This is a genomic window from Sandaracinaceae bacterium, from assembly GCA_016706685.1.
Lineage (GTDB): Bacteria > Myxococcota_A > Polyangia > Polyangiales > Houyiibacteriaceae > JADJJE01.
The window spans coordinates 199,258-219,055 of the sequence record JADJJE010000004.1 but is presented as its reverse complement, the minus strand read 5'-3'; the positions used below and the strand labels follow the sequence as shown (position 1 = coordinate 219,055).

Annotated in this window: 21 protein-coding genes; 10 read left to right on the top strand and 11 right to left on the bottom strand. The window is 72.9% G+C overall.

Features of this window, described 5'->3' with window-relative positions:
- Positions 1-3: 3 nt before the first annotated feature.
- Positions 4-573, bottom strand: a complete 570-nt coding sequence (locus tag IPI43_08770) for a methylated-DNA--[protein]-cysteine S-methyltransferase (GenBank protein ID MBK7774221.1) — start codon at positions 571-573, stop codon at positions 4-6.
- 46 nt (positions 574-619) lie between these two features.
- Here IPI43_08770 and IPI43_08765 point away from each other — a divergent pair, with 46 nt between their 5' ends.
- Complete coding sequence (locus IPI43_08765) at positions 620-1,198, top strand: hypothetical protein (protein MBK7774220.1); 579 nt, start codon at positions 620-622, stop codon at positions 1,196-1,198.
- A 19-nt stretch (positions 1,199-1,217) separates the two neighbouring features.
- On the opposite strand, the gene IPI43_08760 is transcribed toward IPI43_08765, so the two are convergent.
- Positions 1,218-2,315, bottom strand: a complete 1,098-nt coding sequence (locus tag IPI43_08760; GenBank protein MBK7774219.1) for a DUF697 domain-containing protein — start codon at positions 2,313-2,315, stop codon at positions 1,218-1,220.
- A 103-nt stretch (positions 2,316-2,418) separates the two neighbouring features.
- Here IPI43_08760 and IPI43_08755 point away from each other — a divergent pair, with 103 nt between their 5' ends.
- Together IPI43_08755 and IPI43_08750 are read left to right on the top strand one after the other, a co-directional pair.
- Positions 2,419-2,655, top strand: coding sequence for a hypothetical protein (locus tag IPI43_08755; protein MBK7774218.1), 237 nt, complete (start codon positions 2,419-2,421; stop codon positions 2,653-2,655).
- Between the two features lie 4 nt (positions 2,656-2,659).
- Complete coding sequence (locus IPI43_08750; GenBank protein MBK7774217.1) at positions 2,660-3,832, top strand: hypothetical protein; 1,173 nt, start codon at positions 2,660-2,662, stop codon at positions 3,830-3,832.
- Between the two features lie 29 nt (positions 3,833-3,861).
- Here the strand turns inward: IPI43_08750 and IPI43_08745 are convergent, their stop codons facing one another.
- From IPI43_08745 to IPI43_08720, 6 genes are all read right to left on the bottom strand, one after another.
- Positions 3,862-5,019: a serine/threonine protein kinase gene (locus IPI43_08745; protein MBK7774216.1), complete on the bottom strand. Its 1,158-nt coding sequence runs from the start codon at positions 5,017-5,019 to the stop codon at positions 3,862-3,864.
- A gap of 36 nt (positions 5,020-5,055) precedes the next feature.
- Positions 5,056-6,924 carry a hypothetical protein gene (locus IPI43_08740; GenBank protein ID MBK7774215.1) on the bottom strand — a complete coding sequence of 623 codons (1,869 nt, stop codon included), beginning with the start codon at positions 6,922-6,924 and terminating at the stop codon, positions 5,056-5,058.
- A gap of 5 nt (positions 6,925-6,929) precedes the next feature.
- Positions 6,930-7,442 carry a hypothetical protein gene (locus IPI43_08735; protein MBK7774214.1) on the bottom strand — a complete coding sequence of 171 codons (513 nt, stop codon included), beginning with the start codon at positions 7,440-7,442 and terminating at the stop codon, positions 6,930-6,932.
- A 61-nt stretch (positions 7,443-7,503) separates the two neighbouring features.
- Positions 7,504-7,884 (bottom strand): hypothetical protein, encoded by a 381-nt coding sequence (locus tag IPI43_08730; protein ID MBK7774213.1) that lies wholly within the window; start codon positions 7,882-7,884, stop codon positions 7,504-7,506.
- A gap of 595 nt (positions 7,885-8,479) precedes the next feature.
- Positions 8,480-9,064: a hypothetical protein gene (locus IPI43_08725; protein MBK7774212.1), complete on the bottom strand. Its 585-nt coding sequence runs from the start codon at positions 9,062-9,064 to the stop codon at positions 8,480-8,482.
- Positions 9,061-9,897 (bottom strand): uracil-DNA glycosylase, encoded by an 837-nt coding sequence (locus IPI43_08720; protein ID MBK7774211.1) that lies wholly within the window; start codon positions 9,895-9,897, stop codon positions 9,061-9,063. The genes IPI43_08725 and IPI43_08720 overlap by 4 nt, the downstream gene beginning before the upstream one ends.
- Positions 9,898-10,137: 240 nt before the next feature.
- Here IPI43_08720 and IPI43_08715 point away from each other — a divergent pair, with 240 nt between their 5' ends.
- Both IPI43_08715 and IPI43_08710 read left to right on the top strand, forming a co-directional pair.
- Positions 10,138-10,869: a Stp1/IreP family PP2C-type Ser/Thr phosphatase gene (locus IPI43_08715; GenBank protein MBK7774210.1), complete on the top strand. Its 732-nt coding sequence runs from the start codon at positions 10,138-10,140 to the stop codon at positions 10,867-10,869.
- Positions 10,870-10,887: 18 nt separating this feature from the next.
- Positions 10,888-11,664 (top strand): hypothetical protein, encoded by a 777-nt coding sequence (locus IPI43_08710; GenBank protein MBK7774209.1) that lies wholly within the window; start codon positions 10,888-10,890, stop codon positions 11,662-11,664.
- A gap of 4 nt (positions 11,665-11,668) precedes the next feature.
- On the opposite strand, the gene IPI43_08705 is transcribed toward IPI43_08710, so the two are convergent.
- The 3 genes from IPI43_08705 to IPI43_08695 are packed head-to-tail and all read right to left on the bottom strand — an operon-like array spanning position 11,669 to position 13,714.
- Positions 11,669-12,589 carry an NTP transferase domain-containing protein gene (locus IPI43_08705; GenBank protein ID MBK7774208.1) on the bottom strand — a complete coding sequence of 307 codons (921 nt, stop codon included), beginning with the start codon at positions 12,587-12,589 and terminating at the stop codon, positions 11,669-11,671.
- A complete protein-coding gene (locus IPI43_08700; protein MBK7774207.1) occupies positions 12,586-13,467 on the bottom strand; it encodes a nucleotidyltransferase family protein in 882 nt (293 codons plus the stop codon). Before IPI43_08700 ends, IPI43_08705 begins: the two co-directional genes overlap by 4 nt.
- A 7-nt stretch (positions 13,468-13,474) precedes the next feature.
- The gene (locus tag IPI43_08695; protein ID MBK7774206.1) at positions 13,475-13,714 is read right to left on the bottom strand and encodes a twin-arginine translocase TatA/TatE family subunit; all 240 of its coding nucleotides are present in this window, start codon (positions 13,712-13,714) and stop codon (positions 13,475-13,477) included.
- A gap of 361 nt (positions 13,715-14,075) precedes the next feature.
- Between IPI43_08695 and IPI43_08690 the strand changes: the two genes are divergently transcribed.
- From IPI43_08690 to IPI43_08670, 5 genes are all read left to right on the top strand, one after another.
- The gene (locus IPI43_08690; GenBank protein MBK7774205.1) at positions 14,076-15,179 is read left to right on the top strand and encodes a hypothetical protein; all 1,104 of its coding nucleotides are present in this window, start codon (positions 14,076-14,078) and stop codon (positions 15,177-15,179) included.
- Positions 15,180-16,387: 1,208 nt separating this feature from the next.
- Positions 16,388-17,569, top strand: coding sequence for a class I SAM-dependent rRNA methyltransferase (locus tag IPI43_08685; GenBank protein MBK7774204.1), 1,182 nt, complete (start codon positions 16,388-16,390; stop codon positions 17,567-17,569).
- Entirely contained in the window at positions 17,569-18,381 is an 813-nt protein-coding gene (locus IPI43_08680) for an HAD-IIB family hydrolase (GenBank protein MBK7774203.1), read from the top strand. Before IPI43_08685 ends, IPI43_08680 begins: the two co-directional genes overlap by 1 nt.
- A 31-nt stretch (positions 18,382-18,412) precedes the next feature.
- Positions 18,413-18,967, top strand: a complete 555-nt coding sequence (locus tag IPI43_08675; protein ID MBK7774202.1) for a hypothetical protein — start codon at positions 18,413-18,415, stop codon at positions 18,965-18,967.
- On the top strand, positions 18,964-19,797 hold the full coding sequence (locus IPI43_08670; GenBank protein ID MBK7774201.1) for a class I SAM-dependent methyltransferase: 834 nt from the start codon (positions 18,964-18,966) through the stop codon (positions 19,795-19,797). The genes IPI43_08675 and IPI43_08670 overlap by 4 nt, the downstream gene beginning before the upstream one ends.
- Position 19,798 lies beyond the last annotated feature (1 nt).

Sequence of the window (19,798 nt, the reverse complement as noted above, 5' to 3'; positions counted from 1 at the left end):
GCGTCAGCCCTCGAACAGCGTGAGCTGGCCCGGGCGCACGAGGTCGCCCTCGATGCGCACGCCCTCGAGCGCCAAGAGCGCGCGCTTGCGGTCGAGCCCACCGGTGTAGCCGCCCAGCTGATGCGAGGCCGCGATGACGCGGTGGCACGGCACCACGATGGGCAGCGGGTTGCGCCCGTTGGCCAGCCCCACGGCGCGCATGGCCCGCGGGTTGCCGATGTCGCTGGCCACGCCGGAGTAGCTGCGCACCGCGCCGCGCGGGATGCGGCAGAGCGCCTCCCAGACCTGATGCTGAAAGGGCGTGCCGCGTGCGTCGCGTGGGAGCGCGTGCAGCTGGGCGTCCTCGCCGGCGAAGTACGCCTTGAACGCGTCCGCGAACTCCTTGGGCACCGCGCGCGTGGGGACCCCCACCGTCTCCAGCCACTCGAACGGGCCGAACGAGACCTCGACCAGTCCGGCTTCGCTCCAGGCCAACCACAGGGACCCGAAGGCCTTCCCGGTGAAGCGACCGACCGCGGCCACGGGCGCGCGACCTTCTCGTTTGGGCGCTTCGATGATAGGGTCGCCGCTCATGGTCTTGGCTGCACGGCGCTCTTGCTTCTCGGTTTCGCGGGTCTTCATGGTGGGCGCTCTCGGGCTCGCGCTCGCGTGCGGGCCCAGCCTGCGGATGATTCACGAGAGTGACACGTATTACGAGCGTTGTTACGCAGCCGACGTGGATCCGCAGATCACCGTGGACACCCGCCGTGAGTGCTGGGCGCTGTGGCTCGAGCATTACACGCCGGGCCAGCCGCCCGACCGCGTGGCCCACGCGCGCAGCCGGCTGGCCGCCCTCGAGGCCGGCGAAGTGGCCCCGCCGCTGCCGGGCAGCCCCCTGCCCCCCGTGACAGAAACGACCGAAGCCAGCGACGCGGGCGTAGAAGCCACCGCACTGCTGGATGGCGCCACCCCCGAGCCCCTCCTGGAAGGCGCCGTCGCGGCCGGAACCGACGCGGGCCCCGTTGGCCCGCCCCGCCCGGACTCTCCCGAGGTGCGCGCCGCTTACCGCCCGCCCCCGCCCGTGACCGTGACCACCGCGTGCGACCCCGTTTGCCGAGTGAGCTGGGAGGAGTGCATCCCGCGCTGTGACGACCGCACCCGCGCCTGCCACAGCGCCTGCCAGGCCCAGTACCGCAGGTGCCAGGCCGCCTGCTATTGACGCCCGCCGAGCGCGCGCTTCAAGCGGCCGGCAGCACGGGTGTGTTGCCCGGCACACCGAGGAAGTAGGCCATGGCGCTCTTGCCCAGGGCCGTGGTGCCGGCGCCCGCGATGGTGGCCGACACGATGCTGCCGGCGCCCGGAACCAGCTTCACCAACTGCTGGGCGGTCCAGCGCAGGCCGAGCCCCGCGCCCCCCACCACGCCGAGGCCCGTGGCCCACTCCGCTGCCGTGCGGAGGTCCCACGGGCGGCCCGAGATGTACGCCACCGCGGTGACCATCATGGCCTGCAGCGGCGCGATGATGGCCATGTCCGAGAGCGGCACGGGGGTGATGGCCACGGTCACGGCCAGGGTGCCGCTGGCCTGGACCACCCGCTGCGCCACGCGCTCGCGGCCCTCGCGGGCCAGGTAGAACGAGCGCGCGCATTCGATGATGGCCTCGTCGGGCATCGCCAACACGATGGCCTCGGACAGCTCCCTCGTGCCGTAGGGCGGTTCGTCCTCGGCGGCCGCCTCACGGGACACGGCGAACACGTCCGCGGGCTGGATGCCAGCTTCACCGAGCTGGCGCGAGAGGCGCTGGCGCAAGAGATCGATGGTGATGCGCTGCGCGTCGCCGAAACCGCCGGCCTGCTTCGCGGCGCGGTCCGCCTTGGTGAGCGCCGCCAGGATGGTGGGCCGCTCGCGCAGCTCGAGGGTGGCGAGCGACCGCTTGAAGCCATCGAGCGCGTCGCCCAGCCCCGCCTCCACCTGGGCCGGATCCGCGAGGAACAGCACCACGTCCACCGCGCGCTCGTCGAGAGCCAGACGCATGGCACGCGGAGCGCCCGGGTCGAGCGGGTCGAGCTCCAGCCAGTCCACCTTGGCGCCCGCAGCGTCCACACCAATCCAAGCGCCATGACTGAGCGCTGCGTCGAGAGGCAGCGCCGGCCGCCCCAGCAGCGTGTTGAGCAGGCTGGTCTTGCCGGCGCCCCGTGGACCCACCACCAGCACGCGCGGCACGCGACGCAAATAGACCACGCGGCGGAGCGCGCCGGCGTCGCGCTTGAGGCCCCCCAGGAAGGGCACGCGCTCGAGCACAGCCAAGATGTCCGCGAGGGAAGAGGAGCTTGCCATCTCCGCATCATCGCGGTGAGGGGACCGAACGCAAGGGCCAGACGCGAACGAGTGGCCGGCAAGCGAGCCCCTCCGCGAGAAGATGTGCTATCCGGAAAGAGACATGGCCAAAGGCAAGCAAACCAAGCCCAGCACCACCACCCCGACCGAGGGCCCGGCGGACAGCCTGCCCGCCTCCGTGGCGACACCCACATCGTCCCCCGGCAGCGAGGTACCCACCCACGCCCCGAGCCCCTACGACAGGCCGCCCGAGGGCGGCAAGGGCGCCGGAGTGTTCCTGTTGATCATCGCCGTCCTCATCGGCGGCGCGATCGTCGTGGGGCTGCTGCAGGGACAGTGAGCGCATGCCGGGCTGGCTGGACGAGCTGAGCGAGCGCGCCGGTCCGTTGCGTGCGGCGGCGCTCACGTTCTGCGCCTGGCGCTCGCTCGACCCCAATGCGCGTGGCGTCCAGGCTGCCGAGGCGCTCGGGCGGACGCTGGACGCCTTCTGCCACGAAGCCGAAGGCGACGACCCGTACGAAGAGGACCGCTTCATCGAGGGCGCGGGGGCGTACCTGGGGCTGCTCGCGCTGGACGCACACGGTGGTGCGGGTCACCGCCAGACCGAGGGGCGCCATCGCGTGTGCCTCGGCGCGCGTGGTTGGTTCGACCCCTTCGCGGCCATCGATGCGGCGCTGGACGCCGAGCAGCCGTTGCTGGCGCTGGCCGACAGCCTGGCGCTGGCCGAGGCCGAAGCGCACGACGGAGGCCCCGTCTCACGCGTGTTGGCGGCCCTCTACGCCACGCTCGCGCGCGACTACCCCGAGGCTCACGCGGTCCAGCGCTTCGAGCTGGACGTGGAGCTGGACGACGGTACCCAGATCGACCTGCGCCGCTTGGCGAGCGGCCTAGGCTGGCCGCACACGGAGGAAGAACAGCGGCGCCTGCTGCGTGACGCCGAGCGGCTGGTGGCCATGCTGCCGCGCCGTGGGGCGACCGGTGCGGCGCGTGCCAAGACCCCCGCAGAGGTGTCGGAGAGCCTCGCGCGCCTCCTGCCACGGCCCGTGTCCGTCGGCTTCGCGGGCGACCTCCCGGAGGGCGTGGAGCTCGCCACGCTGGCGCTCGAGGCGGACGTCCTGCTGGCGTACGTGGAGCAGCACGCCGGCCGCGCGCGCTTCCTGCGCGCCGAGGAGCTCCCCGCGCTCGGCGGCGCGGCGCTGGTCCACGCCGCCGCGCTGCGGAACCTGCAGCAGCGGTCCGGGGCCATGCGGTTCGAGCGGCTCGAAGCCCAGGGCCACACATGGCTCGCGGGCAAGTCGGGCGACGGCCTCGACGCGGCGCGCATCGTCCTGCCAGAGGCCCACGCGCATGCGCGCACCCTGCTGCCCGGCGTGGCCGTAGCCGTCATCCCGCACCGCGACACCATCTTGTTCGCCCCGCATGAAGACCACGCCGCCCTCGAGCGCTATGCCCGCGAGCTCATGGCGCGCGCGCCCCATCCCATCAGCGCGCGTGCGCTGCGCCTGCCTCGAGCGTAGGCCGCGCTAGACAGCCCGCGCCCGTGCGCTCAGCGCTTGGGAGTGAACGGCCCCACGTTGCCGCCACCGAACAGCGACGCGATGCCGAACGCGTTCGGGTCGAGGGGCTGCGCGCCCAGCTCCACGGTCTTGCCCTGCTGCGCCGCGGCAAAGGCATCGAGCTCGCCGGACAGCATCTGGGCGACGTCCATCTCTTCTTGGAGCGACGCCGCCGAGCGCGCCTCGACCTTGCGGGCCTTCATGGCCGAGTGCAGCCCCATGAGCAGCTGCACGTCCTTGGGCCCCACCTCGCTATCGATGCGTGCCAGCAGCCCCAGTGCCTCGTCCGAGAAGTCAGCTGCGCTGGGGATGCGATTGACCGGCTGCGACTGCAAGGTGTGCCGCACCAGCTCGTCCACGGCACCGCTCACGCGCGGGTTCACGGCCGGCAGCGGCGGCACCTCGCACGCCGCCACCTTGCGCACGGTCTCGGCGTCGTCGCGGCCATGGAACAAGCGCCGTCCGGCCAGCATCTCCCAGAGGATGACGCCCAGCGCGAACACGTCCACCGGCTGACCATGGGGCTCTTGGCGCACAATCTCCGGCGCGAGATAGCCGAACTTCCCGCCGATCATGCCCTCGCCGAGGGCGCTGTTGTCTGCCGCGTCGGCGAGCCCGAAGTCGGTGAGCTTCACCACGCCGTTCTTGCCAAGCAGCAAGTTGTGGGGTGAGACGTCGCGGTGGATGATGTTCATGGGCTTGCCATTGGCATCCACGGCCGTGTGCGCGTACGCGATGCCGGCGGCGAGCTGCTGCGCGATGTACAGCGCGGTGGACTCCGGCATGGGGCGCGCGGCCTCGAACGCGCGATCCAGCAGGCCCTTCAGCGAGTCGCCGTCCACCAACTCCATGATCATGAGGTACGTGCCGCCGATGTCGCGCGCGTCGTAGACCGGCACGATGTTGGGGTGGCGCAGGGTCATTCCCAGCCGCGCTTCGTCCTTGAACATGGCGCGAAACAGCGGGTCCGTGATGTGCGGCAGCACGCGCTTGATGGCCACGGGATACTCGTCGCCGCCCTCGAAGGTGGCGGTGCCACGCCACACCTCCGCCATGCCACCCACCGCGATGCGCGAGACCGGCTTGTACTGCGTGGGGGCACGCCGCAATCGCACGGAAATACTCGATTTTCGCTCAGGCTTCAGCACGACGTCAGCCTACGCTAGGGGACCGTCACGGTTCCGTCAATCGGGCTGGTCGGGGCACGCGAATCGGGCCTGCACGAAGGTATCCGCCGCCGCGACCGCACGGAGGAAACCCCAGGGCGCGCGCACCTCACGGTGGTGGCCCAGGTCAATACGCTCGGGCAGCCGCGTGCCGTCGTCGCGGGTGCAGAGATCCACCAGGGCCTGCCCCACGGCCACGCCCGCTTGCCACTCGTGGTCGCTCAGCGGCGGTGGGAGCCGCGGGTAGTCCTGCTTCAAGAGCGCGTCGAAGCGCGTGCGGTAGGCCGGGGCCATGAGCCACAGGAGCCCCCAGGCCACCACTTGGGCGGGCGTGGGGGGCGCCGTGAGCGCCGCGGCCCAGCTCCGCACGACGTCGGCATCCAGGTTGGGCGCGCCCTCGGGGTCATGCGTGGGGAACGCGCGGGCACGGCAGGACGAGCGCGACGACAACAGGCAGTTGTCCGGGATGGCGCTGACCGCGAGCGCGTGCGCCCACGGCCGCTCGCCACGGTCTTTGCGCACCGTGACCAGCGCCAGCCGGCTGTAGGCCATGGCCCGCAGCAGCTCGGGGCGCGGGCGGTGGCAGAGCGGCGCCACGGGGATGAAGTATCCCGGCTCGAAGGGGCGGTAGGCGATGGGCGCGACACAGCTCGCTTCATCGCTGGCCCAGGCGCGCGCCAGCACCTCGCGCGCATGTGTGGGGGAGTAGTGCCCGCTCGCCTCGTAGGCGCGTGCCAGGTCCGCGTCGTCACGGCCGGCGACGATGCGCTCCACCCGCGCTCGAAGCCGCGCCGCGCTGCGGTCCACCACCAGCTCGTCACGGTTGGTCTGCACACCCTCCTGATGGAAAGGCATGAGGCTGGGGAGCGCCACATAGCTCGTGGGCCAGTCCTCGCCGAGCTGCGGCCCGAAGGCGAAGTGCGGCGGCTGGGGCGCGTGCGGCGGCCCCTCGTGCGTGGACCACTCGCGCAGAGCAGCCCACTTGCTGTCGAGCGTGCCGCGCAGCCGCCAGCTACGCACCACGGCCGGATGAGGACCGCTCGGCGCGCCGCCGGTCCACGCTGTGAGCACGGCCACGCCGGGGCGCACGCCGAACACGTTGTCGTCGCGCTCACCCTGCCGAGCGATCAGGGCGCTCCCCCCCAGGTCCCAGATGGAGACCCCCTCGAACCAGCGGCACAGGGCAGCGCGCAACCCGCGGTGCACCGGCCCGTCGATGAACGAGGCGTTCATGACCAGTGACACCACCCCACCCTGCGGCGCACCCAACACGGCCTCACACGCCCAGCGCAGGAAGCGCACGTAGGCGTCCGAGAGAACCCCGAGCTTGCGCTCGCTCAGGCGCTCGCCGTCGGCGTCTCGCCGGAAGTCCTCGAGCAGCGCCTCCATGCGCGCGTCACCGCGGTTCTCGGAGCGCGCCGCCCACGGCGGGTTGCCCAGCACCACCACCCGTCCGCCCGGGCCGGGCTCCACGTGCTGTGCGAGCGTGTCGCCGGTCTCGAGTACCAACGGCCACGTCGTGTCTGCGAAGACCCCCGTGAGCGCGCTCCGCGTGCTCTCCACCGCCGCCGCGTCGAGGTCCCAGCCGGTCACCCGCCACGGGCGCGAGCCGGCTGCCGAGCGCAGCGACGCCACCCCGTGCGCCGCCGCCAGGAAAGTGCCCGTGCCGCAGCTGGGGTCCACCAGGTGCACGCTCGGGTCAGCCAGGCCGCCCGCGGCGCCCAGCCCCAGCAGCGCGGCATGCGCACGCTCCGCCATGGCCCGCGCCAGCTCGGAGGGCGTGTGCACCACGCCTCGCAAGCGGCGCTCGCCGTCGCGCTCGCGCCACGCCTCGGTCCGCTCCACCGCCGCGTGGCGCACTGCCTCTTCGGCGGGCGTCAGCGTCATCCCACTCAATCGCAGCGCCGCTCGCAGCCTTCGTCTTCGTCGCAGTCGTAGACCACCTCGTGGCCGCAGACGAAGAGCGTGTAGCGGTCTCCCGAGCGCTCGGCCTGGCGCACGTCGTGGCAGTCGAACTCGGCCAGCGCCCAGTGGTGCGCCAGCTCGCCGTGATCGCCCTCGGCCGGGCCTTCACCGCTGAAAGTGGAGGCCACGGGCACGTAGTCGCACGCGCGCTCGCAGCCCTCGTCGTCGCACTCGTAGGTGTAGCGCTGCCCGCAGGCCTCGAGCGCGTAGCGCGCGCCCTCGTGCCACTCCTGCCCGCCCGTCTCGCGAATGTCGGCGGGGGCGCAGTCGAACTCTTCGGCGGCCGTGAGCTTGGCGCGGCGGAACGGCACGGCGGCGGTGGTGCCGGCGCATGCCGCCGTCATCAGCGAGAGCCCCGCGAGCACGAGCAGCAGCGCGGAGGCGCCCGTGTGGCGCAGCGTCGCGTGAGGGTGGCCAGGGCGGTCTTGGGGCGTGAGCATCGCGGCGAAGGTGCCAGAGGCGCCCCCTTTGGGCAACGCCTTCGCCCAGGTCAGCCAGCCATCAGCGTAGGCGGACGTAGCGCGGGGTCCCGTCGGCCCGCGCACCGAAGCCGTGCGGGTCGATCGCCAGCTGGCCGCCCTGGTCGTGCAGGGCCCCCACCACCCACTCCAGGCTGCCCATCATGGCGCGCTCGAGCGCGGCGCTGCGGCCCTCCCCGTCGGCGTCGCGCAGCGGAAGGGAGGCGCCGGTGGCGTCCTCGAGCGCGAGGCCAGCCTCACGGGAAAGGCGCGCGGGGGCGAACACCACGAACGGCTCGGCCAGCCCAGGGTGGCCCGTGAGCGCGCTCTGATAGCGCCCCCGCACGTCAGACACGGCACGATCGGCGCGCGCGAAGATGCCCTCGTAGCCCACCGGCCCCGTGCGCACGCCAGAGCCGGGCAAGGGCCAGGCCAGCCCTCGGCGGGCCCGCCACCCGAGGACCCCCCCGCCACCCCCCCCCCCGCCCCCCCCCCCCCCCCCCCCCCGGGCAGCCGCGCTCGCACGGCCAAGAGCTCGTACGCCAGCGCCACGTCGCGGTTCTCGGAGATGCCGTCGATGGCGGCGCGCAGGGGCTCACCACTCAGGGCCCGCTCGTCGAGCAACGTGCCCAGGCGGCCGAGCGCCGCGCGGCGTTGCATCAGCGTGCCGCCCCGTCCCAGCGCGAGCAGTGTGCTCACGTCGGTCATTGCTTCCACGACGATGGCGGAGCGCCCCGGCGCCATCACCTGCCCCATGAACGACGAGTCCGCGAGCGCTCCGGCTGAGGGCGATGGCCACTCCACTTCGTGCTCTGCGACACGCTCTGCCGCCACCGGAACCGCTTGCAGGACGCCCGCGTGGCACGCCGACAGGATCTGCACGAGCGTGTGGGCCACGTCTCGATCGTCGGTCTCGGCGGCCAGCCCGAGTTCTGTGCGAACGGAGTCTTCGGCCGCGCCCAAGCCCACACGCAGAGCGTGAACCAGGCGCGCGACGCGCGGCTCGGCGCCCGGCGACGTCACCCCTCGCCGGCGCCCCGTGGTCCTCGCCGATCCGCGGCACGTCGCACCATGGCCGCGGCCAGCGCGTCCACGTCCTCGTCCGGGCCCAGCTCGGCGTCGCCATCGTCGTCCGACGAGAGCGCGGGCAGCGCGGGCAGCGCCAGGTCCGAGAGCAGCTCGTCCCCCAGCACCGCAGGGTCATCGTCCCCCGCATAGCGTCCGGCGAGCCCCGCGAAGAGGTCCTCCGTGGCCAGGTCCCCGTCGATGCCCACCGCGTCCCCCTCGCGCGTGTAGCCGCTCTCGTCGGCGTCGGGAGTCAGCGCCGAGGCGAGGTCCACCGCGTCTTCGGCGGGTCCCACGTCGTGCCAGCGCTGGAGCGTGTCTCCATCGCGGTCGCCGTCATGCGGCAATGACTCGGCCGGGTCGTCCAGCCGCGAGGGCGCGTCGTCCAGCCCGATCACCTCGTCCTCGTCCAGCAACAGCCCGTGGAGCAGCGCGCCCTCGTCCTCGAGGTAGGTTTCTTCGCGCGGGTTGGGCGGGCGGCGCCTTTGCACCGGCAGGCTGGGCGGCAGAGCGGGCGGCGGCGTGGAGCGCGACGTCATCGTGGCCTCCCCAGCTTGGTCATGACCACCTGCAGGTCTTCCCACACGTCCCGCTTGAACTGCGGGCTGCGCAGCAGGAAAGCCGGGTGATAGGTGGGCATGACCGGGATGCCCGCGTACTCGGACCACACGCCGCGCCAGCGCTTCTGCCCGTCGCTCATGCAGCCCAGCGCCTCGGTGGCGCACTTCCCCAGCGCCACGATGGCGCGCGGGTTCACGTTGGCGAGCTGGCCGCGCAGGTAGGGCTCGCAGGCGGCCGCCTCTTCGGCGAGCGGCGTGCGGTTGTCGGGCGGGCGGCACTTCACCACGTTGCAGATGTAGACGTCGTCTCGGCCGTAGCCCATGGCCACGATCATCTTGTCCAGGAGCTGCCCCGCCTGCCCCACGAAGGGCTCCCCGGCCTGGTCCTCGTGGTAGCCGGGCCCCTCCCCCACGAACACCAGCTCGGCCTCGGGGTTGCCGCGCGCGAACACGCTGGTGGTGCGGCCCGAGTGCAGCCCGCAGGCCGTGCACACCGCCGCCTGGGCCTGCAGCACGGGCAGCGTTGGGGGCTTTTCGACGGGCCGTGCCGGGGCGGCGACACCCCCGCTCACGGTGGCGGGAGGCTCGGGGACTGCAAGGGTGGGCACAGGACGCGCCGGCTGGTCGGCCGGAGCCGGGGCTGCAGCTGCAGCCTGCACATGCCGTGTCTCGGCGGGCGCGGCGGACGGGCGCAGCACCTCGCCCGCCTTCACCGTGGGGAAGCCGTCACCCGACAGCTCGGTCTCCCAGTGCAGCAGTCCATCGAGTGCGTCTGCAATCGCCAGCAGCTCGCGCTTGATCTCTTCCGGCATGGACCTCAGGTACACGGCCCGGGGACGGACAGCAAGGCCTGGACTTCCTTCTGTAGCCGGAATCCGCCGGGCGTCCCAAAATACGGCCCCGCTTCAAGCAGTTGATTGACGTCAGGGCGTCATCGTTTGTACCTTCGCGCAACCGGGCGCTGCTGTCCGGTGGAACTGCTGCTCAGCCAAGGCGACAACCAAATGGCATCCCGTGCCCGTGTGCTGGCCGTCGGACATACCGACGTCGGCATGAAGCGAGCCCACAACGAAGACAACTTCGATGTGATCGACGAGTACAACCTCTACGTCGTCGCCGATGGAATGGGTGGGCACGCCTCGGGCGAGGTCGCCAGCCAGATGGCGATCGACACCCTGCGCGAGTTCTTCCGCGCCACCCACGCGGATCCCGAGGCGACCTGGCCATACAAGATGGACAAGTCGCGGGGCTACGAAGAGAACCGCCTCATGACGAGCATCAAGCTCGCCAACCTGCGGATCTACGAGGCCGCCCAGCGGGACCCCAAGCTGCGCGGCATGGGCACCACCATCTGCGGCATCTTGGTCGTGGACGAGGGCGTGCTCATCGCTCACGTCGGCGACAGCCGCGTGTACCGCATCCGCGAGGGCAAGCTCGAGCAGCTCACCGAGGACCACTCGCTGCTCAACGACTACATCAAGATGAAGCGCCTGAGCGAGGAAGAGATCGCCAACTTCCCGCACAAGAACGTCATCGTGCGCGCCCTCGGCATGAAGGAGCACGTCAAGGTAGACACCATGCTGGACAAGCCCCAGCCGGGCGACATCTACGTGCTGTGCAGCGACGGCCTCTGCGGCCCGGCCACGGACAAGGAGATCGAAGAGGTGGTCAACACCCACTCCGACCTCAAGACGGCCACCAAGGCGCTCATCGACAAGGCCAACAGCAACGGCGGGCCGGACAACATTACCGCGGTTCTAGCCAAAGTCGTCGGAGTAGGCTGATCTCCGGCCAAGGGGGCCATGATCGTCCACCTGTGCGAGAAGCGGAGCCGGAAGGACGTGTTCCTGCGGGTGCGGGATGCGGTGCTGGTGGTGGAGAGCCGGTGGCTGAAGGCGGAGCGGGTGGAGCCAGTGACGTTCGCGTCGCGGGCGGAGGCCTTGGCGGACGCGGAGAGGCGTCTGCACAAGTGGCTGGTGCGGGGGCGCTTCGAGGTGGTGACGCGGCACGACGACGACGCTTGGCTGCAGCGGCTGTACCGCGCTGAGCGCGTGGCTCGGCGGATCGAGGGGGAGACGAACGCTGGGTCTGGAATCGTCGCTGACGGCGCGGTGTATTGGGGAATCCCTACCACCGAGGAGACGCTCGCTTGGGTCGAGGAGAACATGGGCTTTGCCCTCCCGGCGGCGATGCGGGACCTCCTGTGCAGCGGGACGTGTGGCGCGTCGGCCAGCGTGACGCGGGATGGAAACCGCATGGGCACCTCGATTCAGGTGGGTGCCTCGGTGATGTACAGCGTGGAAGATGGCTGGGTGCGCGGGCTCGCGGGGTTCTCCACCCTCCCACCCCTTCGCGCGCAGCTCGCCTATCGCGGCACGGCGCTGGGCATCGGCCGGCTGCCGGTGATTGGTGGCGAGGACCAGGCCCAGGGCCCGTTGCTCCTGCCGGACGGCAGCGTGCTGCTGGTGGAGCACGGCGCTCAGGTGGGACAGCTGCCCAGCGTCGAGGCGTTCGCCGATCACGCGCTCGCGGTCTTCGAGGAGGGCTGCGACAGGGCGCTCGAGTGGGTTCGCCGCTGAGCCGTCAGCCGACTTCGACGACGCCGAAAGGGCCAATGATGGCCCGCGAGGCGCTCTCGCGGACCTCGGTATCGGGCCACACCACGCACTCGTGGAGGTGCACTCCGGGTGCGACGCGAGCCTCGGCCCCGACCCAGCTGCGGGTCACCACGGCCCCCTCCCCCAGCTGTGCGCTGGGGTGGACGGGCTCGGCCAGCAGCTCGGCGTCCAGGGCGTCGAGGTGGGCGGCGAGGTACTCGGCGTGCGTACCCACGTCGCGGAAGCTGGCTTCGCTGGGCAGCGCATAGACCGGGCGCTCGGCGTCCACCCAATGGCGGTACGCCTGCCGCACGATGCAGCCCTCCTGCGGGAGGTCGTGGAACGCCGCCGGCGAGAGCAGGTGCACGCCCGTGAACATCCAGACGCTGTCGGGCACACGCTGGGCAGGCGCTCCCAGCAAGCGCACCACGCGCCCGTCCGCGGCCGTCTCGATGGCGCCCAGGCGGTGGGCCTCGGGGTGCTCACGCACGATCATGGTGGCTAGCGCGCCCCGCTCTCGGTGCATGGCCGTCGCGCGCCGCAGGTCGGGCCGGAACAGGATGTCCCCGTTCATCACCAGCAGAGGCTTCGCCGGGTCCAGCAGCGCCCACGCCGCGCGGATGCCGCCGCCGGTGCCCAGCAGCTCGGCCTCGCGCGAGAAGCGCAGGGTCAGCCCGGCCGGCACGTGCTGTGGCAGCGCGCCCTCGAGCGCCTCGGCCAGGTAGTGCGTGTTCACCGCGACGGCGTCCACCCCCGCCGCCACGAGGTGCGCGATGGTGTGGGCGGCGACTGGAACGTGTGCGAGCGGCACGCCGGGCTTGGGCAGGTGCTCGGTCATGGGGCGCAGGCGGGTTCCGAGGCCCGCGCCCAGCACCACGGCCTGAGTGAACTCGTGCTGCCCGCTCATCGCACCGAGCTCCCTTCGTGCACATGGTCGGCGGGGGTCCACACACGCTGGGCCCCACCCTCTCGCCACAACGCGCGCACCCGCCGCCCACACGCCATGACGCCCTGCGGCAGGCCATGGTCCAGCGCGAACGCGAACAGCCGGTCACTCACACGCTGCTCCTCCTCTGCGCGGCGGGGCACACCGATGGCGCCGACCAACGCATGTCCCAGCGCGTCGGCCGGCAGCGCCCTTCGCGTGCGGGACGCGAAGCTGTCCGGGTCCCGGTGAAACTGCAGGGCATACAGCCCGGCGCGCCTCAGCCCGCCGGCCACCAGGTGCGCGGCAGCACGTGACGGCAGCAGGTGAAACGCGCGCGCCAGCTCTTCGAAGTCGCGCAGCAGCTTGGTGTCGCTGGGCCCGTGCCGGCCCTTGGCGAAGTGCCCCACCAGGTGGGCGAAGCCGTCGTACGGGTCCGGGATGCGCACCGGCACACCCACCAGCCGCGTGTCCTGCAGCCCTCGCAGGAAGAGGTGCTCCCCCCGCAGCGTGAAGAGCCCGTCCGGGAACAGGTCGTAGTGCAGGTCGATCTGGAAGCCCTCGCGTGAGACGTATAGGCGCGCCACGTCGCCGGGCGCGTCGATCTGCAGGCGATAGCCGAGCCGCACCAGCACCGCCTCGGCGGCCGCGAGCTCGCTGCGCCTCACCAGGAGGTCGAGGTCCGCGAAGGGACGCTCGTCCGGGTCTTGGTAGGCATACGCCTGCAGCCACATCCCCTTCAGCACCATCAGGTCCAGCTCAGCCTGGCTGAACGCCTGGGCAATGCGCTGTAGGTGGTAGCTGGCGGTCTCGCGCACGGCCCACGCGCCCAACGCGGCACGGGGCACTCGCTGGGTCATGCGTGCTTCAGCGCTCGACGACTTCGGCGTCACGCACCTCTTCGGTGGCGCTGCGGGCGCTGGACGCGGGCTTGACCTGCTTCTCCGCCGGGGTGACGTCGATGTCGTCGTCCGCGGCCAGGCCGCGCTTGAGGTTGCGGATCGCCTTGCCCACACCCTCGCCGAGCTGCGGGAGCCGGCTCGCGCCGAACACCAGCATCACGATGATCAAGATGACGATGAGCTCGCCCATTCCGAGGTTTGGCATATGCGTTCTTCTTTGCCTTGGGGGCCGACGGGGTCGGCTCGGCACACCAACCGGTGCACGTTCCTCCAAGCTACGTCAGCAGAATGACTAGGGCAAGTCGCCCGGGGCGCTGGCGGGCGGCGCCGTGGTGAGGACGCTGCCGCAGCCCACGCAGCGCACTTCGAGCTGTCCGTCGGCCGTGCGACGGGTGGTCCGCCGAGTGCTTGCCGGGCAACGCGGACGGAGGCGGTGGCTGCGGCTGACTCCCGGAGCATCTGCCCCAGCGGGGCGTGGTCGACATCGGGGCGCTGGGTCATGAAACGTTCCTCACACCGGAAGTGTATGGGCGACACGCTCGGGGATCACGTGCTAGGCAATCCCCATGAACAGGGGAACCCTTCTCGCCGCGCTCACTCTTTCTCTCTGCATCGCTGGCTGCGGAGGTGACGGCAACGAACCGCTGTGCACACCGGGCGCGTCCGTCGCGTGTGTGGGCACCGGCGGGTGCTCTGGAGGTCAGGTCTGCAACGCGGAGGGCACCGGCTTCGGCGCCTGCTCGTGTGGTCCCGGCCTAGATGGCGGCACCGACGCTGGGGGCTCGAATGACGGCGGCACCGATGACAGTGGCACCGACGCGGCTGTTGGGACGTGCAGCCTGGTCGACCAGACCGGGTGCGGGGTCAACCAGCGCTGCACATGGATCGAAGATGACCTCGGCGGCGGCGAAGCCACGTGCGAGAGCGATGGGGCGATCCCCCTCCTCGGCGAGTGTGTTGCAGCGAGTTCGGGGGCACCCGATGCCTGCACCGCGGGCCACTTCTGCCTGACCGGGCTCTGCCTACAGCTCTGTTCGACGGTCGAGGGCTGTGGCGCGGACTTCGTGTGCACTCGGTTCGTGGGTTTCGTCGACGACACCACCACCGGGGTGTGCGTGCCTCGCTGCGACCCGGTGTCTCAGACACGTCTCCACGACGACGCGCCCGCCTGCGGTTCGCCCATGCCGGGCACGCCCACGCTTGGGTGCTACGGATTCGCCAGCGGCCCCTTCACGTGCAACCGGCCAGCTCAAGGCGCTGCCACTCAGACACACGGCGAGGTCGCGGTCGGCCCACCTGGCGGCGGTGTGTTCATTTCTGGATGCGCTCCCGGCTACGCGCCGTTCTTGGGCCCCACCGGTTACGTGTGCCGCGCGTTCTGCACCCCCGTGGAGACCCTGATGGGCAACGACGCGCAGCGGCAGGGGGCAGCCCCCCACACCTGCCCGGCACGCGGCGCAGTCGCGACGACGGAAGAGTGCCGCTTCCTCTCGTTCCTCGCGGACAACCCCAGTCAAGCTGTCCCGGGCGTCGGGCTTTGCCTGGACCCGACACAGCAGTCTTACGACCACGACCAGGACCCACAGACCGGCGAGATCCCGTGGCCGAGCTGCTCGACGCTGACCTCACCCGACCACATCGCATGGGGCTGCGCGCCGCCCGCTCCGTGACGCCCCCGCGTGCGCCCGTGTTGCTGCCGTGGTCTCGTGTGGGTCTTCGGCCTGGTCGACTCGGCGCTTGCTCGTCTTCCGGCCGGGGCCGGGCGGCCGGCGGGGGCGGGGGGGGGCCTGCCCCGGGGCGCGGGCGGGGGCCTTCTTCTGCGGGGGCGGCGGGGCCCGCGGCCCGGGCGGCGCCCCGGCGGGGGGGGGGGGCGGTGCGCCCCGCCGCCCGGGGGGGGGGCGGGCGGCGGGGGGGTGCGGGCGCGTGTGGTCGGGGCTCGGGCGGCGCCCGGGGGCGGCGGGGGCGGCGCCCCGTCCCCCGGCTGGGGGCGGCGGCGCGCCGCGGCGGCGGGGGCGCGGCCGCGTCCCCGGCGACCCCGGGGCCGCGGGGGGCCGGCGGCCGGGGCGGGGGCGGCGGCCCCGCCGCGCGGGCCCCGGCCGGGCGGCGGCGGCGGGGGCCGGGGGGCGGCGGCGCCGCGCCCCGGGCGGGCGGGGCGGCGGCGGCGGCCCCGCGGGCGGCCCCCGGCGCGGCGGGGGCGGGGCGGGGCGGCGGGGGGGGGGGGCGGGGGCGGGCGGGGGGCCGGCGCCGTCCCCCCGGGGCCGGGCGGCGGGGGCGGGGGCGGCGGCCCGGGGCGCGGGCGTCCGGCGGCGGCCCCCCCTCCGGGCCGCGGGGCGGGGGCTGCCCGGCGCCCCCTCCGGGGGGGCGGGCGCCCGCGGCCGGGGGCCCCGGCGGGGGCGGGGTTTGCGGCCGGGTCGGCGGCGGCCGCGGGGGCGGCGCCGGCGGGGGCCCCGCGGGCGCGGGTTCGTCGCCGGGCGGGGGGCGGCCCCCGGGGGCTCCGGGCCCGGGGGCCCGGCGAACGCGGCGCCGGCCGGCGGGGCGCGCGGGCCGCCGCCCCGGGGGGCGTCGCCGGGGGCGCGGGCGCGGCGGTGCCCCCCGCCGGGCGTGGGCGACCCCGCCGGCGGCGGCGGCGGCGGGGGGCGGCGGGGGCGCGCGCCCCTGCTGCGGGGGGGGGCGGCGGGGCGGCCCCGCCCCCCGGGGGCGGGGAAGGGCCGAAGAGGCGGGGGGGGGAGGGGCCGGGGGGGGGGGGGGGGGCCCGGGGGGGCGCCGGCCGGTGGCTGCTACCGCGGCGCCTCCGGGGGCCTGGGAGCTCCCGAAGAGGGGGGGGGGGGGGGGGAAGTTCGGCGGCGCTCCCGCAGCGCCGTGGTACTGTGCGCCCCCCATGGCTGAAGTGGTGCTGAACAAGGGGCGCGTGCGCCCGGTCTGGGCGGGCCACCCGTGGGTCTTCGCCCAAGCGGTGAAGACGCTGCGCGGGGCGCCTGCGCCGGGCGACGCCGTGCGCGTGGTGGACGAAGGCGGCCGCTTCCTGGGCAGCGGCTTCTGGTCCCCCGAGAGCGCGCTGGTGGTGCGCATCGCCAGCCACGTGGACGGCGAGCACCTGGACGCAGGCTGGCTGGCCCGGCGCATCGACGCCGCCGCCGCGCTGCGCCACACGCTGGGCTTCCCGAGCGCCACCGACACGGGCTACCGGCTGATCAACGCCGAGGGCGACGCGCTGCCCGGGCTGATCGTGGACGTGTACGGCGACACCGCCACGGTGCTGTTCGGCACCATCGGCATGTGGCGCCTGGCGCAGGACGTGTACGCCCACGTGGCGCGCGTGACCGGCGCCAAGCGCGTGGTGGCGCAGGCCGCCGACCGCCAGGCCCAAGAGGGCTTCACCCAGGCGCTCGAGGTGGTGCGCGGCGAGGGCACGGACGCGCTGCGTTTCTTCGAGCGCGGACTCGCCATGGAGGTGCCCACCAGCGTCACCCAGAAGACGGGCTACTACTTCGACCAGCGTGAGCAGCGCGCCCGCGTGGAGGCCCTGTCCAAGGGGCGCGACGTGCTGGACGCGTTCTCGTTCATCGGCTCGTTCGGGCTGTCGGCGGCGCGCGGCGGGGCCCGCTCGGTGCTGAGCGTGGACAGCTCGGTGGCCGCCACCACGGCGGGCGTGGCCATCACGCACCGGCTCGGCTTCGCGGACCGCCACGAGTTCCTCACGCGCGACGCGAAGCAAGCCCTGCCCGAGCTGCAGCAGGGCGGGCGCCGTTTCGACTTGGTCATTGTGGACCCGCCCAAGCTGGTCCCCAGCGCGCGCCACCTCGAGCGCGGCCGCGAGGCCTACCGCAAGCTCAACCAGAACGCGCTGCGGCTGGTGTCGCCCGGTGGCCTGCTGGTCAGCTGCTCCTGCTCGGCGGCCATGCAGGCCGAAGACTTCCTGCGCACCATCAGCATCGCCGCGCGCGACGTGGGGCGTGAGGTGACCTTGCTGCACCTGGGCCAGCAAGCGCCCGACCACCCGGTGCCCCCCGCCTTCTCGGAGGGCTCGTACTTGAAGACCGCGTTCCTGGGAGTGACCTGATGCTGCCGCTCGACCACGTGTCCACCGAGGCGCTGCGCGGCCTGCGCGGCCTGTGCTTCGACATCGACGACACCGTGACGCGTGGCGGCAAGCTGCAGCCCGAGGCGTTCGCCGCCATGTGGCGCCTGCACGCGGCGGGCGTGCGCTTGATCGCCGTGACCGGCCGGCCGCTCGGCTGGGCCAACGTGGTGGCGCGCCACTGGCCCGTGGACGTGGCCATCGGCGAGAACGGCGCGGGCTGGTACCCCGGCGCTCATCACCGCGCTCCGGGCATCCCCCCCGTGGGCTTCTTCGACGACGCCGAGACGCGCGCCCAGCAAGACCTGCTGTTGCAGCGCGTCGAGCGGGCCGTGAAGCAGCAGATGCCACATGTGTTCAAGTCCAACGACCAAGGCGGGCGGCTGTGCGACCTGGCCTTCGACGTGGGCGAAGAGGCGCACCTGCCGGCCAGCGAGATCCGCGCGCTGGTGCAGCTCATCGAAGCCGAGGGCGCCCGCGTGGTGGTGTCGAGCGTGCACGCGCACGTGGTGCCGGGCGACTGGAACAAGGCCCGTGGCATCGTGCGGGCCGCCCGCGAGCTGCTGGGTGAGGACGTGGAAGCCGCCCCCGAGCGCTGGGCCTTCATCGGCGACAGCGGCAACGACGCCGCCGCGTTTGCCTACTTCCCGCTGTCGTTCGGGGTGGCCAACGTGCGCGACCAATTCCCCCTGGTGCACGAGCCGCGCTACGTGACTCAGGCCCCGCGTGGTGAGGGCTTCGCCGAGCTGGCGGACGCCATCCTGGCAGCCAGAGCGAGCAGCCCCCGGGATTGACCGGGCCGGCCACTCGCGTTACCTGCCGCACATGGGCAGCGCGCGTATCCCCACCCCCCTCGTCTTGGTGCTGTCCGGCACCATGCTGGCCATTGGGGCAGCCGCGTTCCTGAGCCCACGGTTCAGCGACGGCGCAGAACCCGAAGAGGAGCTGCCCGGCGCCGTGCGGCCCGAGGTGGACGTGCGGCGCGGCACCCCCGAGGCGGTGGCCGAGACCTTCCTCGATGCCTGGCGCAAGCGCGACTACGAGGTGGCCATGGCCCTCAGCGTGGCGCGCGCAGCGGCCGAGGTGGAGGCGCGCCGGCGCCGGGAGAGCGCCATGAGCGAGCAAGAACGCGAGACGGCCGCCATGCTCTGGAACACCATGGCCGAGCACCGCCTGACGTTGGAGATCCGCGAGCGGGAGGCCCCCGACGCGGACCACGTGATCTTGGCCGCCGTCGCCCGCGGGCACTTCTTGAATCAGGACTACGCCAACGCGGTGCGCTTCGAGCTGCGCCGCGACACGGACGGCGAGTGGAAGGTGGAAGCCATGGACTTCCCTGGCGCCGAGGACCCGTTCTCGGCCACACCGGAGGCGCCATGAGCCCCATCAGCGAGGGCGAGCGCAAGCTCATCGAGGAGGCCGAGCGCGCGTTCCTCGAGCGCGGGACCGTCACGCACTACGAGGACGCGCCCTTCTATCAGCGGACGTACCAGCACCGGAAGGTGGACGTGCGCTGGTACACGGCCTTCTGCGAGCGCACCCCGGGCAGCGTGCTGGAGCTGGGCTGCGGCACCGGGCGCATCACCCTGCCCCTCGCGCAGGCGGGGGTGACGGTGACCGGCGTGGACAGCATGCGCTCCATGCTGGACGTGGCCGAGGAGCGTCTCGGCAAGCTGCCCCGCGTGGCCCGCGAGCGCGTGACCCTGAAGCAGGCCGACCTGCGTGCCCTCAACCTGAGGCAGCGCTTCGACACCGTCATCGCGCCCTTCAACGTGCTCATGCACCTCTACACGGTGGACGAGCTCGCACAGACCCTGCGAGGCGTGCACCGGCACCTACGCCCCGGCGGGCACTTCGTTTTCGACGTGCTCTTGCCGGACCCCGTGCTGCTGGCCCGCGACCCGGCCCGTGTCTACAAGGGCCGCGCGGTGCGTCACCCCAACGGACAGCGCTACGCCTACCGCGAGAGCTTCGACTACGACGCGGTGCACCAGGTGATGGCCATCACCATCGAGCTGCACAACCTGGACGACCCCCGCGACGTGCGCGTGCAGCTGCTCACGCACCGCCAGTACTTCCCCATGGAGCTCGAGGCCGCGCTGCAGCACGCGGGGTTCGAGACCGTAGAGCGCTTCGGCGACTTCGAGGACGAGCCACTCAGCTCCTATGCGGAGAGCCAGGTCTGGGTCTGCCGCCGGTCCGGAAGTTGAC

Coding starts and splice junctions, on each gene's coding strand:
- IPI43_08760 (MBK7774219.1), bottom strand. CDS start 2,315: ATGGCAAGCTCCTCTTCCCTCGCGGACATCTTGGCTGTGCTCGAGCGC.
- IPI43_08735 (MBK7774214.1), bottom strand. CDS start 7,442: ATGCTCACGCCCCAAGACCGCCCTGGCCACCCTCACGCGACGCTGCGC.
- IPI43_08685 (MBK7774204.1), top strand. CDS start 16,388: ATGGCTGAAGTGGTGCTGAACAAGGGGCGCGTGCGCCCGGTCTGGGCG.
- IPI43_08770 (MBK7774221.1), bottom strand. CDS start 573: ATGAGCGGCGACCCTATCATCGAAGCGCCCAAACGAGAAGGTCGCGCG.
- IPI43_08675 (MBK7774202.1), top strand. CDS start 18,413: ATGGGCAGCGCGCGTATCCCCACCCCCCTCGTCTTGGTGCTGTCCGGC.
- IPI43_08680 (MBK7774203.1), top strand. CDS start 17,569: ATGCTGCCGCTCGACCACGTGTCCACCGAGGCGCTGCGCGGCCTGCGC.
- IPI43_08750 (MBK7774217.1), top strand. CDS start 2,660: ATGCCGGGCTGGCTGGACGAGCTGAGCGAGCGCGCCGGTCCGTTGCGT.
- IPI43_08715 (MBK7774210.1), top strand. CDS start 10,138: ATGAAGCGAGCCCACAACGAAGACAACTTCGATGTGATCGACGAGTAC.
- IPI43_08765 (MBK7774220.1), top strand. CDS start 620: ATGGTGGGCGCTCTCGGGCTCGCGCTCGCGTGCGGGCCCAGCCTGCGG.
- IPI43_08720 (MBK7774211.1), bottom strand. CDS start 9,897: ATGCCGGAAGAGATCAAGCGCGAGCTGCTGGCGATTGCAGACGCACTC.
- IPI43_08670 (MBK7774201.1), top strand. CDS start 18,964: ATGAGCCCCATCAGCGAGGGCGAGCGCAAGCTCATCGAGGAGGCCGAG.
- IPI43_08740 (MBK7774215.1), bottom strand. CDS start 6,924: ATGACGCTGACGCCCGCCGAAGAGGCAGTGCGCCACGCGGCGGTGGAG.
- IPI43_08755 (MBK7774218.1), top strand. CDS start 2,419: ATGGCCAAAGGCAAGCAAACCAAGCCCAGCACCACCACCCCGACCGAG.
- IPI43_08690 (MBK7774205.1), top strand. CDS start 14,076: ATGAACAGGGGAACCCTTCTCGCCGCGCTCACTCTTTCTCTCTGCATC.
- IPI43_08700 (MBK7774207.1), bottom strand. CDS start 13,467: ATGACCCAGCGAGTGCCCCGTGCCGCGTTGGGCGCGTGGGCCGTGCGC.
- IPI43_08695 (MBK7774206.1), bottom strand. CDS start 13,714: ATGCCAAACCTCGGAATGGGCGAGCTCATCGTCATCTTGATCATCGTG.
- IPI43_08705 (MBK7774208.1), bottom strand. CDS start 12,589: ATGAGCGGGCAGCACGAGTTCACTCAGGCCGTGGTGCTGGGCGCGGGC.
- IPI43_08725 (MBK7774212.1), bottom strand. CDS start 9,064: ATGACGTCGCGCTCCACGCCGCCGCCCGCTCTGCCGCCCAGCCTGCCG.
- IPI43_08710 (MBK7774209.1), top strand. CDS start 10,888: ATGATCGTCCACCTGTGCGAGAAGCGGAGCCGGAAGGACGTGTTCCTG.